General features: G+C 33.6%; 14 protein-coding genes. 12 read left to right on the forward strand and 2 right to left on the reverse strand.

Annotation, left to right across the window (positions count from 1 at the left end; translation table 11 throughout):
- Positions 1-229: 229 nt before the first annotated feature.
- From ACTG3Y_RS11580 to ACTG3Y_RS11595, 4 genes are all read left to right on the forward strand, one after another.
- Entirely contained in the window at positions 230-586 is a 357-nt protein-coding gene (locus ACTG3Y_RS11580; RefSeq protein WP_439153085.1) for a rhodanese-like domain-containing protein, read from the forward strand.
- A 10-nt stretch (positions 587-596) separates the two neighbouring features.
- Entirely contained in the window at positions 597-1,559 is a 963-nt protein-coding gene (locus ACTG3Y_RS11585; RefSeq protein ID WP_439153086.1) for a c-type heme family protein, read from the forward strand.
- Positions 1,560-1,677: 118 nt separating this feature from the next.
- Entirely contained in the window at positions 1,678-2,940 is a 1,263-nt protein-coding gene (locus ACTG3Y_RS11590) for an NAD(P)/FAD-dependent oxidoreductase (protein WP_439153087.1), read from the forward strand.
- Positions 2,941-3,073: 133 nt separating this feature from the next.
- The gene (locus tag ACTG3Y_RS11595) at positions 3,074-3,229 is read left to right on the forward strand and encodes a hypothetical protein (protein ID WP_439153088.1); all 156 of its coding nucleotides are present in this window, start codon (positions 3,074-3,076) and stop codon (positions 3,227-3,229) included.
- Between the two features lie 71 nt (positions 3,230-3,300).
- Here ACTG3Y_RS11595 and ACTG3Y_RS11600 read toward each other — a convergent pair whose 3' ends face one another.
- Together ACTG3Y_RS11600 and ACTG3Y_RS11605 are read right to left on the reverse strand one after the other, a co-directional pair.
- A complete protein-coding gene (locus ACTG3Y_RS11600; protein WP_439153089.1) occupies positions 3,301-5,400 on the reverse strand; it encodes a TonB-dependent receptor domain-containing protein in 2,100 nt (699 codons plus the stop codon).
- 64 nt (positions 5,401-5,464) lie between these two features.
- Positions 5,465-5,842 (reverse strand): hypothetical protein, encoded by a 378-nt coding sequence (locus tag ACTG3Y_RS11605; RefSeq protein ID WP_439153090.1) that lies wholly within the window; start codon positions 5,840-5,842, stop codon positions 5,465-5,467.
- Between the two features lie 189 nt (positions 5,843-6,031).
- Here ACTG3Y_RS11605 and ACTG3Y_RS11610 point away from each other — a divergent pair, with 189 nt between their 5' ends.
- From ACTG3Y_RS11610 to ACTG3Y_RS11645, 8 genes are all read left to right on the forward strand, one after another.
- Positions 6,032-6,757 carry a peroxiredoxin gene (locus ACTG3Y_RS11610; RefSeq protein WP_439153091.1) on the forward strand — a complete coding sequence of 242 codons (726 nt, stop codon included), beginning with the start codon at positions 6,032-6,034 and terminating at the stop codon, positions 6,755-6,757.
- Positions 6,758-7,220: 463 nt separating this feature from the next.
- Positions 7,221-7,613: a DUF4405 domain-containing protein gene (locus ACTG3Y_RS11615; RefSeq protein ID WP_439153092.1), complete on the forward strand. Its 393-nt coding sequence runs from the start codon at positions 7,221-7,223 to the stop codon at positions 7,611-7,613.
- Between the two features lie 59 nt (positions 7,614-7,672).
- Positions 7,673-8,983 carry a TolC family protein gene (locus ACTG3Y_RS11620; RefSeq protein WP_439153093.1) on the forward strand — a complete coding sequence of 437 codons (1,311 nt, stop codon included), beginning with the start codon at positions 7,673-7,675 and terminating at the stop codon, positions 8,981-8,983.
- 8 nt (positions 8,984-8,991) lie between these two features.
- Positions 8,992-10,068: an efflux RND transporter periplasmic adaptor subunit gene (locus ACTG3Y_RS11625; protein WP_439153094.1), complete on the forward strand. Its 1,077-nt coding sequence runs from the start codon at positions 8,992-8,994 to the stop codon at positions 10,066-10,068.
- A 10-nt stretch (positions 10,069-10,078) separates the two neighbouring features.
- On the forward strand, positions 10,079-13,273 hold the full coding sequence (locus ACTG3Y_RS11630; protein ID WP_439153095.1) for an efflux RND transporter permease subunit: 3,195 nt from the start codon (positions 10,079-10,081) through the stop codon (positions 13,271-13,273).
- Between the two features lie 60 nt (positions 13,274-13,333).
- Positions 13,334-13,639: a hypothetical protein gene (locus ACTG3Y_RS11635; RefSeq protein ID WP_439153096.1), complete on the forward strand. Its 306-nt coding sequence runs from the start codon at positions 13,334-13,336 to the stop codon at positions 13,637-13,639.
- A gap of 11 nt (positions 13,640-13,650) precedes the next feature.
- Entirely contained in the window at positions 13,651-13,836 is a 186-nt protein-coding gene (locus tag ACTG3Y_RS11640; protein WP_439153097.1) for a YgaP family membrane protein, read from the forward strand.
- A 61-nt stretch (positions 13,837-13,897) separates the two neighbouring features.
- Positions 13,898-14,244: DUF4870 domain-containing protein (locus tag ACTG3Y_RS11645; protein ID WP_439153098.1), on the forward strand; the 347-nt coding region annotated here is incomplete at its 3' end.

Genomic DNA, 14,244 nt, shown 5'->3' on the forward strand with positions numbered 1-14,244 from the left:
TTAAAAAGTAGAGGTATCCATAATTTAGTTGATGTCGCAGGTGGTTGTGGTGCAATAAAGAAAACAGACATTCCTAAAACGGATTATGTCTGCCCAACAACACTGAAGTAGCCTATAGGTTTTAATTAGTAAAGCATGTATTGTGTTGAGCGATACATGCTTTTTCTATGTAACAATGGTTACGCATTAAAAGGTTCTATTCTCATAAATTTACATTAATAAATTATCAATGAAATATTTAATTATTATGTCACTCTTTACTTCATTATTTGGTTCCAATACTTCTCAAAGCAACGCCATAAAACTGCTTTCTGCAGAAGAATTTAAAGCACAAGTCGAAAATAAAAACGTTCAATTAGTTGATGTTAGAACTCCAGCAGAGTTTAATAGTGGCCATATTAAAGGAGCAAAAAATATAGATTTCTTTTCGGGTAAATTCAATGTGGAATTTAATAAGCTGAATAAGGAAAAAGCGGTTTACGTCTATTGCAGAAGTGGAAGTCGAAGCAGACAAACCTCAAAAAAATTAGAAGCCATGGGATTTACTGAAATCTATGACTTAAAAGGAGGAATTTTAAGATATTAATATTATAGACATGAGACAGGTATTACTAATAGCCCTAGCATCAGTATTGATTTTGAGTTGTAATGATTCAAAAAAACAAAATTTATCTGCGTACGAAATACAAATGCAAGCCAATAAGCATCCAGGTAAAAAGCTAATGGAAACCAATTGTTATGTTTGTCATAGTCCAACGGCAGGTCATGATGATAGAATAGGACCACCAATGATTGCTATAAAAAAACATTATATCAATGATGAAACCACTAAAGAAGAATTTATAGCAGAGCTACAAGCCTGGATTAAAAACCCAAACGAAACAGACGCTAAAATGCGTGGAGCTGTAAGACGCTTCGGCGTTATGCCTAAGCAAGCGTTTTCTGAGGAAACTATAAAACAAATAGCTGATTATATGTTCGACTATGAGATTGAACAACCTGAATGGTTTGAAGACCACTTTAATGAAGAGCAAGGTAAGGGCATGGGAAAAGGAAAAGGCATGGGAAATGGTCATGGCAAAGGCAAAGGAAAGCACCAACAGCAAGCTAGTACTAATATTGATGATTTACCATATGTTGAGCGTGGTCTTAAGTATGCACTTACGACAAAGGCTGTTTTAGGTAAGAATCTTATGGGTACAATTCAGAAGAAAGGAACTTTGGAAGCTTTGAGTTTTTGTAATGAACGTGCTTATCCTTTAACAGATAGTATGAGTGTGGTACATAATGCAGTGATAAAAAGAGTTTCAGACAAGCCTAGAAACCAAAAAAACAGAGCTAATACTGAAGAATTAGAATTTATAAATACTTTCAAACAACAATTAGCAAACCAATTAGAAATACAACCAATTGTTAAAGAGAGCGAAGATAATGTACCTGAACAAGATATAAGGCCAGAAGTCATTAATAGATTAACAACTTTATACTCTAATGACAAAGCTACTGGTTATAGTGTAGGTCAGGTCAGAGGCATTTGGAATGTTACCTTTTCAAAATAGAATATTCAGCCTTTATTTTTACTTTTTAGTATCACCTCTGTAACAATAGTTACATTTTTTCATTTAAAAGACTCTAATTTTAAAGAGATTGACTAACCAAACTTTTTAAAATTATCTCATGAAATCACATTATCAAATTTTAGTTATTGGAGGAGGCACAGGCGGCATTATGACTTCTGCAAATCTTTTAGCCAAAGACATATCCTTAGACATAGGATTAATTGAACCTTCAGATTCACATTTTTATCAACCAGCTTGGACACTTGTTGGCGGTGGAACCTACGATTTTGAAAAAACTAGACGTTCAATGGCATCAGTTATACCGAAAGGTGTGGATTGGATAAAAGACTATGCTACGGGTTTTAATCCAGAACAAAATTCTGTATCTACTAAAGAAAATGGTAACATCACATATGATTATCTTGTTGTTTCACCAGGCTTGGTTATGGATACTTCTTTAATTGAAGGGTTAACAGAATCTTTAGGAAAAGGAGTGGTTTGTAGTAATTATACCAACCCAAAGCATACTTGGGAAGTTCTTAGGAATTTTAAAGGTGGTAATGCAGTATTTACGCAACCAACAACACCTATAAAATGTGGAGGTGCGCCTCAAAAAATAGCATATTTAGCAGCAGATTATTTCAAAAAAAATGGATTAAAAAATAGATCAAATGTAGTATTTGCAACACCTGGTTCTGTGATTTTTGGAGTTAAAGAAATTAGAGAGAGCTTAATGCAGGTTATAAGTAAATATGGCATTCATTTTAAACCCTTTTATGCCCCAATTAAAATAGATGGTGAAAACCAAATAGTCACATTTAGAGGTGTTGGTACCGGAGAGAATAAATGTGTGATCAATGAAGATAACGAGTTGAGAGAAATTATGTCTGGAGAATCTATAATTGAAATGCCATTTGATATGTTGCACTTAGCACCGCCACAAACAGCCCCAAAATTTATAAAAGAATCGTCTTTAGTTAATGATACAGGCTGGTTAGATGTAGATAAGCACACGATGCAACACAATAAATATCCCAATATATTTGGATTAGGAGATGTAGCTGCTTTACCTACCGCAAAGACAGGAGCAGCTATTCGTAAACAAGTTCCTGTTGTATCGGATAATATTAGACAGCTCATCGCCTATAATAAAAAAGGCAATAAATCTTATAACGGATATTCATCTTGCCCATTAGTTACTGGTTATGGCAAAATGATTTTAGCCGAATTCGATTATGATAATAACTTTATTCCTGACCCAAAATTAAAACAAATGTTAGTGTTTAATAGCGAAAAAGAACATTGGAGATTATGGATGTTAAAAAAATACGGTCTACCACATCTATATTGGAACAAAATGATGAAAGGGAAAGAAGTTTAAATTCCCCGTTGATTGATTGATAGTAAAAGCATCTTATTTATTTTAAGATGCTTTTTTTATTTACTGACAAATATCATCTTTATTACTAATATAACATGGTAATTTTACAGTCGTTAACGAAAACAGACAACATATGATTAATACGTTATTAGCAGTTTATGATTGGACAAATGGAGTAGTGATGATTGGAATCTTCGCACTTGTTTGTGTAATTTTAGTAGGAATTTTGGTTAATTTTATGATGAGTGGTAAGGGAAAGAATAAAACCGAAGACAACTCAACTAATTAAAAATTTTTTTATCGTTTTTTTTAAGAGGACATTCAATTATATGAATGCCCTCTTTTTTTATCACTATTTATTTAGAATTTATACTGTAAAAAGACAGATAGATTTCTACCCGGCTCGGTTATTGGCGTTCTTCCAAAATCTGCTTGATTGGTAAATGAGAAGTTTAGGTGGTTATTATAAGCTTCATCAAAAGCATTGAGCACCGCTACACCAAGCGTAATATTTTTGGTGGGTTTTACACCTAAACGTATATCTACTGTTTGAAATCCGTCCGTTTCCGTTTCACCAAAACTTTCAGAAATTTCGTCTTGCTTAGAAACAGCATTGTACTGAATGTTTGCCCAATATTTAGCCTTTTCCATTCCTAAAGAGAAACGTGTTGTTAACGGAGGTGTTAACGGAAGCGATTCATTTAAATCCTGATTTTTGGCATAAACATAAGAGAGTTCAGATTTAAAATAATAATGATCTAAAAAGTCTAATTGTGCCATAATCTCAAAACCTGTTTTGTAAGCTTCATCTAAATTTTGAAAGACTTTTACATTAGTAGGTTGCGCCATAGGATTAAACTTTCGTGTAATATTAGGATCTACGATGCCTACAATGTAATTTTCAAAGAATGAATAATAAAACGAGGTTTCATATTTAAAACTATTTAATCCGTTTTTCAACGGTTCATAGCCTTTAAATCCAATTTCAAACTGGTTATTTACTTCGGCATCTAAATTAGGATTACCTAGATATTCATAAGGATCTTGTCCAACCGTAAAGTGGTTGATAAAACGTTCTATCATATTGGCAGAACGCACGCCACGACCATAAGCAGCTTCAAGCGTAAACTTCTCAGATACTACTTTTTTGATAGAGACGGTTCCGCTTACATTGTGTTCTGTGCGTTTTTCAAGATCATATCGTGCAGCAAAATCTGCTTCAGAATCTTGAATGTCTGACACCACATTATCATAACGCAATCCTGCAGTAAGAATAGAACTTGAGGTCAAATTGTATTTGGCTTCAGTAAATACACCAATGTCGGTGATGTAAGAATTTTGCCAAATTTTATCAGTAAATGTCATTGGCATGGGTAATGGATTTCCATTCACGACTTTAACCAATCGATTTCTCACACCATCTCTAGCAATATGCAAGGCATCTACACCAGAAAAAATATTTAATTTATCTAACGGTTGCCAGTTAAGCTCTATTTTACCGCCTGTGGTTGTGGCATCAACTGCAGCCGCTGCTTCCATCATCATAAAAGAAGGCCTGTTGGTATTTGTCATCAGGTGATCGACATAGCTGTAATAGGCTTTTGCAGTCAATGATTTCAAAGTCTCACCTATATTATCTTGTGTATAATCTAAAGCTAAGATACTACTGTTATCATATTCTGTATCCATAGGCAAGGCAGCGTGCAATACATCGCGACCAAAAGATTGTCTCCAATGGGCTTGTAATCGTTGATCTTCAGAAAAATTATAGCCTATTTTAACACCGTAATCGGTACTTCTAAAAGAGGACGGGATTTCAATACCATCACCATCTTCATAATTTCCAAAATCGCGATAGCCAGCATTGGCAACAATATCATATTTTTCTTTAATATACTGTACCTGAGCTAAGTTAACTAGAGAATTTCCATTACTTTCATAACCACCGGAAACTTTGCCGTGTAATCCATAGTCTTCGTAATCTGGCTTTTGGGTTACTAAGTTTACAATACCACCGAACGTAGCACCATAGCGCATCGTATAAGGTCCTTTTATAATTTCAATTTTAGAAATTTCCTCAGGAATAATATGGGTTGTTATTGGATCCATTCGGTTAGGGCAGGCATGCATGGCTTTTGTGCCTCCATCATATTGAATGTTGAGCTGCTCATATTGAGCACCTCTAAATGAAGGGTCTATTGCATAATTCCCACGTTTTATAACCGAAAAGCCGTTGATGTTATTAAATAGATCGGCTACATTTTTTGGCTGAACGATTTTTTCAACATACTTGTTAGCAACAATTGTAAGTACAGGGTCTGTTTTTATATTTCCTGTAACTATAACTTCGCTAAGTTTTGTTATTTTTTGTTTTGTGGTGTCTTTTTTAGTCTCCTGTGTTTGACTGTAAGACACAGCTGTAATTAGTACGCATACTAGCGCACTATAGAGTGTTTTCATCTATAATATAATTTAATTTTTGTGAAATGTTTGTAGTAAAATATCTACCTATTAAAAATTATAACTAGGATTTTGGTGGATGAAAACAATCAAATGTATCTAAAAATGTATATAGATTTTTATACGTATTTGGAATTTGTTTTTTTACTGAAATGTTGTGAGATGAATTTGCCGTTTCTATAGGACAAGGAAATAAAATTAGTTCTTTAAAATCAATAATGCTCTCTGGTGTTTTCTTATTGTTATCTTGGGATTGAGCAACTTTTTTTAAATGACATTTACCATTACATTGCAGTTCTGGTTTATCTTGATTTATGCATAAATTCTCGATAAAACTAACTGGATCTAGTTTATAATACGTATACGTTAGTGAAGATCTAAGACTACTAGATAGTATTAAAAAGGATAATAAAAAAGAGATACTATAGTTGCTTGTTTTCATTTGGAGCAAAAATAAAAGAGTAGAATTTTTTACATGTTGACATTTATCATGTTTTGAAATCACACTTTTAATAAAAAATAAATTTTTGTGAAGTTCACAATAAATAGAATCAAAAACAGTAACATAGGTTACATTGATAAATTCTATTAAACACTACTTTTGTTATAAATAATATAAATACAAATATTTATGAATAATTTAGAATCAAATACAGAAGAACACCTATTTTCAATGCCGAGAATTGGAGATAAAGCACCAGAATTTAAAGCAGTTACAACACAAGGGGAAATCAACTACCCATCCGATTATAAAGGAAAATGGTCTATTTTATTTAGTCATCCTGCAGATTTTACACCTGTTTGTACATCTGAGTTTATGACGTTTGCACATTTAGAAGAAAAATTTGAAGAAGCAAACTGTAGTCTCATTGGTTTATCAATCGATGGCTTATATAGTCACATTGCATGGTTAAGAACTATTAAGGATAAAATTGAGTTTAACGGAATGAAAAACATAGAAGTTAAGTTTCCTTTAATTGAAGACATTTCCATGGAAGTAGCAAAACGATATGGTATGATCCAGCCTGGAGAAAGTAAAACACAAGCTGTAAGAGCCGTTTTTTTCGTAGATCCAAAAGAAACAGTTAGAGCAATAATTTATTATCCATTAAGCCTAGGTCGTAATTTCGATGAGCTATACAGAGCCTTAATAGCAATGCAAACATCAGATAAATTTAATGTCGCAACTCCTGCAGACTGGAATCCAGGTGATGATGTTATCGTTTCTCCAGCCGGATCATGTGGTGTTGCTGAAGAACGCATGACCTCCACAGACGAATTAGATTGTAAAGATTGGTTCTTCTGTACTAAAAAACTAGATAAAGACTTAGTTTTAAAAGAGGTGTTAAATTCATAATTAAGCAGTTATCATAGGTATGAGCATAACTGTTTCCATGAAAAGAGCATCGTTATGGTGCTCTTTTTTTATGTAACAATTGTAACCAAGTAAAGTATTTATATGTCATACATTTATGCTCGAGTTCAATACGGTTAAAATGTTCAGATTGGCCTATTTAAATAGGTTTTTTTGGTTAGTGTTAAGAAGCATCTTTATATAAAGGTGCTTCTTGCTTTGGTATATTTTGTAATACGACTCAAAAGCAATAATTATATGGATTTATACTTGAATATATATTCAAGAAATAAAGTCTATTTATTAACATACTATTAACCTTTTACAATATCTATTCTGATGGATATCATTGTGGTATATTCACTGCCTAAATATCTTTGGTATTCTTTCAAAAAGGGGTTTAACCATGAAAAAATCTAAAAAAGCAATCCAAAAGTCAGTCCTAAATTTTACTATAAACGCAATAATGACATTATGTATGTCTGCCATAATAGGTATCGGCTTTCTTATAAAATATACTCTAATTTCTGGTCAAGAACGTTGGGAACTATATGGTAGTAATGTAGAACTTTATTTATTTGGAATGGATAGGCATCAATGGGGAATGCTTCATCTTATATTAGGTTTTGTATTGTTTGGTTTATTGGCGGTGCATATTTATTTGCATTGGAATGTGGTAACTACAGTATATCAGAGAATGATTAAACAACCACTGACTAAAAAAATAGTAGCGCTGTGCTTCGGCATTATATGTACTTCGCTGATTATCATTCCTTTTTTTATAAATCCAGACATTGAACCCTCTAAGAAAGGAAGAGCTCATAAAGTAACATTGGTTACACAATTCAAATTTGGGTAACATATGTTACAAAAAAGCTTTAGCGACGAGTCTAATTTTGTTTGAAGAAATAAAGAATAATGAATACAATTAAATATCTAATAGCTTTTGGTTTTATATACATGGCTTCAATAATTCAAGCCCAAGAGATAAAACCAATATCTAAGTCTGAAGTTCTGATCAAAGTAGCAGAAGCTAATCAGAGTTTAAGAATATCAGAAGAAGCATTTAATGAAGCTAAAGGAGACTATCGACAGACCAATGCGATATTCTTACCTAATATTTCGGTTTCGCATACAGGGATTTCAACGACCAATCCGCTTATGGCATTTGGTTCTAAATTAAATCAAGAAATTTTAACACAAAACGACTTTAATCCAGCCTTATTAAACGACCCTTCTCAAGTTCAAAATTTTGCAACAAAACTCGAAATTCAGCAACCACTCATAAATTTAGATGGCTTTTATCAGCGAAAAGCAGCTAAATCTAAAATGGAAGCGATGTTTTTGCAACAAGAACGCACTCAAGACTATTTAGAACTAGAGGTAGAAAAGGCATACATGCAACTTCAGTTGGCTTATAAAGCTGTTGAAGTTTTGGAAAAAGCCTTAGAGGCTGCAAATGCTAATAAAAAACTAGCGGATGATAGCTTTAAACAAGGTTACTTGCAACGTGCCGATGTTTTGAATGTAGAAGTACGAGTAACTGAGGTTTTAAATCAATTACAGACGGCAAAAAGTAATGTTCAAAATGCATCCAACTATTTGTCATTTCTCATGAATGATGAAACCTATGTTATTTATCAGCCAGCTGACGAGTTAATGGTGACAGCTTTTGAAGCAGAAGATAAAGTACTCTCAGAAAACCGATCAGATATTAGAGCTATGGAATTGGCAACTACGGCTTATGAAGCTATTAATAGAGCAGATAAAATGACTTTTTTACCACGCTTAAATGCCTTTGGAAGTTATGAGCTTTATGATGATCAAATTTTTCAGGCAGATGCTAATGGTTATATATTCGGCGCACAATTAAGTTGGGATATTTTTCAAGGATCTAAACGTTTTGGAAAAATACAGAAGAGTAAAGCACAATTAGCAAAGTCTAAACTCGAGTACGAGCAATATATCTCAAAAAGCAATTTAGAATTAAACCAGGCAAAACGTGCTTTTTTAGATGCCGAGAATAAATTAAAACTAACCTCATTGGCCTTACAACAATCAGAAGAATCCTTGAGAATACGTACAAACAGATTTAAGGAAGGACTAGAAAAGACTTCAGATTTGTTAATGGCAGAAACTCAATTTGCCAAAAAACAACTAGAATACTATCAAACTATTTTTGAATACAATTATGCACAAGCGTATTTACAATTTTTAACTAAAGCCTAATTATTAAGATGAAAAATCTATATACAACCCTATTATTAACTGTCACTTTATTTATTGTGAGCTGTGGCAGTGATGACAAAAAACAGCTTGCAGATAACTCGCCAGCGATTTCTGTTAAGGTCAATACTGTAGAAACAAATAGTAACAGTCCTTTTTTGAGTGTCAGTGGAAAAATCCAAGCGACTAATAGTGCGGATTTAAGTACTCGAATGATGGGATATGTCGATAAAGTACACGTCAACGTTGGAGATAAAGTGCGTAAAGGGCAATTGTTAGTGTCAATTAATAATAGTGATTTACAAGCCAAGCGTGCTCAAGTTAATGCAGGCATTACCGAAGCAACTGCTGCTTTTAATAATGCTCAAAAAGATTATAACCGATTTAAAAACTTATTTGCCGAAAACAGTGCGTCGCAAAAAGAAATGGACGACATGACTGCCAACTTTGAAATGGCGAAGGCGCGTTTAGAAGTAGCTAAACAAATGAGAAATGAGATTAACGCACAATTTGCTTATAGCAATATTACGGCACCATTTAAAGGTACAATTACAGGTAAAAACGTGAAAGTTGGTGATATGGCAAATCCTGGTATGCCTCTGATAAGTATAGAAACGCCAGGAAACTTTGAAGTGATGGCTATGGTGCCCGAAACTGAAATCTCAGAGATTAAAGCAGGAACTACAGTTAATGTTTTAATAAAGTCGATTAACCAAACCATAAAAGGAAAGGTAAAAGAAGTGAGCACTTCTGCAACAAATACTGGAGGACAATATTTAGTAAAAATAGATTTAGAAAAAACAGATACAAATATCTTATCAGGAATGTTTACAACCATACAATTTCCAGTTGAAAGAAAAGCTAAGTCATCAATGGTTTTAATCCCTACTAAAGCTATTGTAACGAGTGGTCAGTTATCTGGAGTTTATACCGTAAGTCAGAGTGGTACAGCACTATTACGATGGCTGCGCTTAGGTCGATCTTTCGGTGATCAAGTCGAAGTGTTATCGGGTCTAGGTTCAAATGAGAAGTATATCATCTCTGCAGAAGGTAAATTGTTTAATGGAGCTAAAGTAGCAATTCAATAATCTGGAAATTATGAAAGAAGGAATCGCTGGTAAAATTGCCAAAGTCTTTATGCAATCTAAGTTAACCGTATTGTTAATGATTGTGTTTATGGTGGTTGGTGTCTATAGTTCGTTTTTAATTCCGCGAGAGGAAGAGCCACAAATTGATGTGCCGATGGCAGATATTTTTGTGGGTTATCCTGGCGCAAGCCCTACCGAAGTAGAGTCGCGAGTTATTAAACCTTTAGAGCAATTAATTTCCAATATTAAAGGTGTAGAATACGTGTATTCTACGTCAATGAAAGAGCAAGGCATGGTCATCGTTCAGTTTTATGTTGGTGAAGATATTGAGCGATCTCTAGTTAAACTATATAATGAGATTAACAAGCACATGGACGAAATGCCCAAAGGTGTAACTCAACCTTTAGTAAAAACACGCGCTATTGATGATGTGCCAATGCTTGGACTAACCTTGTGGAGTGAGAATTATAACGACTACCAATTAGGTCAGATTGCACAGGAATTAGAGGCGGAAGTTAAAAAAGTAAAAGATGTTGCAATTACTCATAAAATTGGTGGTAGAAATCGTCAGGTACGTGTAGTTTTAGATAAAGACAAACTGTCGGCAAGTGGTTTGGATTTCTTATCAGTTTCTGAAATGATAATGGCCAATAATAGTCAACTAAATTCAGGGAGTTTTGATAAGAATGACACGGAATTTATAGTAAACACAGGAAAGTTTATAGAATCGGTTACAGATGTTGAAAATTTAGTGGTTGGTGCGCAACAAAATCAACCTATTTATTTAAAACAAGTGGCGAAAATAATTGATGGGCCAGAAGTACCGCAAAATTATGTGAGCTTAGGATTTGGACAAGGCAGTGAGAAAGCATCTGAATATAAATCTGAATATCCTGCAGTCACCATTTCGGTAGCCAAAAGAAAAGGTGCTGATGCCATGAAAATAGCGGATGTCATTATTGATAAGGTTAATAATTTACGTAAAACATTAATTCCAGATGATGTTCAAGTTGAAGTCACTAGAAATTATGGAGAAACGGCATCGCACAAAGTGTCCGAATTACTCTTACACCTTATAGGTTCTATTATTGCAGTAACTTTAGTGGTGATGTTAGCAATGGGTTGGCGTGGTGGTTTGGTGGTGTTTTTATCTGTTCCAATTACGTTTGCATTGACTTTGTTGAGCTACTACATGTTAGATTATACGCTGAATAGAATAACACTTTTTGCTTTAGTATTTGTTACTGGGATCGTTGTTGATGACTCTATTATCATTGCCGAAAACATGCATCGACATTTTAAGATGAAACGCTTGCCTTTTAAACAAGCTGCTTTATATGCCATTAATGAAGTTGGGAATCCTACAATATTGGCCACATTTACAGTAATAGCATCTGTTTTACCTATGGCTTTTGTTTCAGGATTAATGGGACCTTATATGGCTCCAATGCCAATAGGAGCGTCTATTGCGATGATTTTATCCTTGTTTGTAGCATTAACCATTACACCATATTTAGGTTATATTTTCTTAAGGGAGAAAGATAAAAAAGGTAATGAGGAAAAACCTGAAAAAGCAGTTGAAGACACATTTATATATAGAGTTTATAACAAGTTTGAACGTCCATTATTAGAAAGTAAAGCCAAACGATGGTTCTTTTTAGGAGGCACATTCTTTTTACTTCTTGCTACAATGGGATTATTTTTTACCAATTCAGTAGCCGTAAAAATGCTGCCTTTTGATAACAAAAACGAATTTCAAGTGGTGATTGATATGCCAGAAGGGACTACATTAGAGCGTACAGGAGTTGTAGCACAAGAGATTTCACAATATTTAGCGACTAGACCAGAAGTAGTGAATTACCAAAATTATGTTGGGACTTCTGCACCAATAACTTTCAATGGTTTGGTACGTCATTACGATTTGCGTGGTGGCTCTAATATGGCAGATATACAAGTGAATTTATTGGATAAAGGTGATCGCGATATTCAAAGTCACGGCATTGCCAAATTATTACGACCAGATATACAGAAGATAGCTTCAAAGTACAATGCCAATGTGAAATTGGTTGAAGTGCCGCCAGGACCACCAGTATTGTCAACTATAGTTGCTGAAGTTTATGGACCAGATTACGACGAACAAATTAAGATTGCTGATCATGTTCAAACTATTTTAAAAAACACAGAAGATGTCGTCGATATAGATTGGATGGTTGAAGCCAATCAAACCGAATATCAGTTTGAAATCAATAAAGAAAAAGCCATGTTATATGGCGTTGCACCAAAGCAAATAGCCTATACGATGAATATGGCACTATCTAACAGAGCTATCACTAATTTGTATGATGAAGATGCTATTAATCAAATAGGTTTAATTCTAGCTTTAGATGAGAAAGAAAAATCTACTATTACTGATATTTCGCAATTAAAGGTAAAATCTAAGCAAGGACATATGGTGCCAATTGCAGATTTAGTTAATATATCTGAAACTACAGCTGCCAAAAGTATTTATCGTAAAAATCAAAAACGTGTGGTTTATGTTTTGGCGGATATGGCAGGAGAATTAGAGAGTCCTGCATATGCTATTTTAGGAATGGAGGAGAAGTTAAAAGAAATCCCATTACCAAAAGGCTATGAGATTAACGAAATGTACTTAGGTCAGCCAGATTTTGAAGATGATTATACTGTTAAATGGGATGGAGAATGGCAGATTACATTAGAAGTCTTTAGAGATTTAGGCATTGCCTTTCTAGGAGCTATAATATTGATTTACATCTTGATTGTAGGATGGTTTCAAAACTTTAAGGCACCAATTGTTATGATGGTTGCGATACCATTGTCCTTAATAGGAATTATTCTTGGGCATTGGCTTATGGGAGCTTTCTTTACAGCGACGTCATTTATTGGTATGATAGCTTTGGCAGGAATTATGGTAAGGAATTCTGTGTTACTTATTGATTTTATTAATCTAAGAACTGCCGAAGGAATTCCGCTTAAACAAGCGGCAATAGAAGCAGGAGCAGTTCGTACTACACCAATTTTGCTGACTGCTGGTACAGTTGTTATTGGAGCCTTTGTCATATTGTTTGATCCTATTTTTCAAGGGTTAGCGATCTCTTTAATGGGAGGAACCATTGTGTCAACAGTATTCACATTATTAGTAGTGCCATTGGTGTATTATATGATTGAGAAGAAGAATTATAAATAATGAGATGCTCATAGTATTGAAATAACTTCAGTACAAGCAATTTCAGAATAAAAAAACAACATGAAATTAGTTATTGTTACAGCAGTAGAAGAATTTCAAAATGATATTTTGAAATTATTCAAAAATTCAAATATTGAAAGTTTTAGTACTTCAGACATAGATGGCTATAAAAATTTACCAAATTTATTAGCAACATCAAGTTGGTTTCCAAGTGTCAAAGGTGGTAGTGATTCACACATGTTTTTTTCGTTTACAGAAGAAGAAGAAATAGAGCGATTATTTCATCTTATTGCTGATTTTAATTCAAAAATTAAAACAAATAATCCAGTAAGAGCAATTGTTTTACCAATAGAAAAATTTATTTAAAAATTAGAATTATGAAAAATAGAATTGTAAGAGGAATAGCAGGAACATTTATTTTAATAAGCTTATTATTGGCAATTTATGTGAATATCAATTGGCTATGGTTTACAGCATTTGTTGGAGCTAATTTATTACAGTCTTCATTAACTAAGTGGTGTCTTATGGATACTATATTGGAGAAGCTGGGTGTGAAAAATTAGTAAAAAAGTGTAACAAATTATAAGTTTTTACGTCACATAAGTGTAAATTAAAATAATAATAATGGAATCAAATTATCATACACTTAAACGTACAGACAATCAATTGTTAATGATCACGCATTTAGCGCAATTATTAACTTATATTACTGGTTTTGGTGGCTTAATAGTTCCTTTAATACTTTGGGCGACTCAAAAAGAGAATGTAGAAGGCATGGATGCTCACGGAAAAGCTATCTTAAATTTTCAACTTAGTATTATTGTGTACTGTATTTTAAGTGTTCCTTTAATTCTTGTTTTTGGTTTAGGAATCCTGACATTAATACTAATTGGCATACTAGCATTTGTAATGCCAATTGTAAACGGTATAAAAGCTAGTAATGGAGAATTACCTAGCTACCCATTATCTCT

Origin of the sequence: Winogradskyella sp. (assembly GCF_965656915.1) — a bacterium.
Lineage (GTDB): Bacteria > Bacteroidota > Bacteroidia > Flavobacteriales > Flavobacteriaceae > Winogradskyella.

Coding starts and splice junctions, on each gene's coding strand:
- ACTG3Y_RS11620 (WP_439153093.1), top strand. CDS start 7,673: ATGAATACAATTAAATATCTAATAGCTTTTGGTTTTATATACATGGCT.
- ACTG3Y_RS11615 (WP_439153092.1), top strand. CDS start 7,221: ATGACATTATGTATGTCTGCCATAATAGGTATCGGCTTTCTTATAAAA.
- ACTG3Y_RS11640 (WP_439153097.1), top strand. CDS start 13,651: ATGAAAAATAGAATTGTAAGAGGAATAGCAGGAACATTTATTTTAATA.
- ACTG3Y_RS11580 (WP_439153085.1), top strand. CDS start 230: ATGAAATATTTAATTATTATGTCACTCTTTACTTCATTATTTGGTTCC.
- ACTG3Y_RS11585 (WP_439153086.1), top strand. CDS start 597: ATGAGACAGGTATTACTAATAGCCCTAGCATCAGTATTGATTTTGAGT.
- ACTG3Y_RS11605 (WP_439153090.1), bottom strand. CDS start 5,842: ATGAAAACAAGCAACTATAGTATCTCTTTTTTATTATCCTTTTTAATA.
- ACTG3Y_RS11630 (WP_439153095.1), top strand. CDS start 10,079: ATGAAAGAAGGAATCGCTGGTAAAATTGCCAAAGTCTTTATGCAATCT.
- ACTG3Y_RS11600 (WP_439153089.1), bottom strand. CDS start 5,400: ATGAAAACACTCTATAGTGCGCTAGTATGCGTACTAATTACAGCTGTG.
- ACTG3Y_RS11610 (WP_439153091.1), top strand. CDS start 6,032: ATGAATAATTTAGAATCAAATACAGAAGAACACCTATTTTCAATGCCG.
- ACTG3Y_RS11590 (WP_439153087.1), top strand. CDS start 1,678: ATGAAATCACATTATCAAATTTTAGTTATTGGAGGAGGCACAGGCGGC.
- ACTG3Y_RS11595 (WP_439153088.1), top strand. CDS start 3,074: ATGATTAATACGTTATTAGCAGTTTATGATTGGACAAATGGAGTAGTG.
- ACTG3Y_RS11625 (WP_439153094.1), top strand. CDS start 8,992: ATGAAAAATCTATATACAACCCTATTATTAACTGTCACTTTATTTATT.
- ACTG3Y_RS11635 (WP_439153096.1), top strand. CDS start 13,334: ATGAAATTAGTTATTGTTACAGCAGTAGAAGAATTTCAAAATGATATT.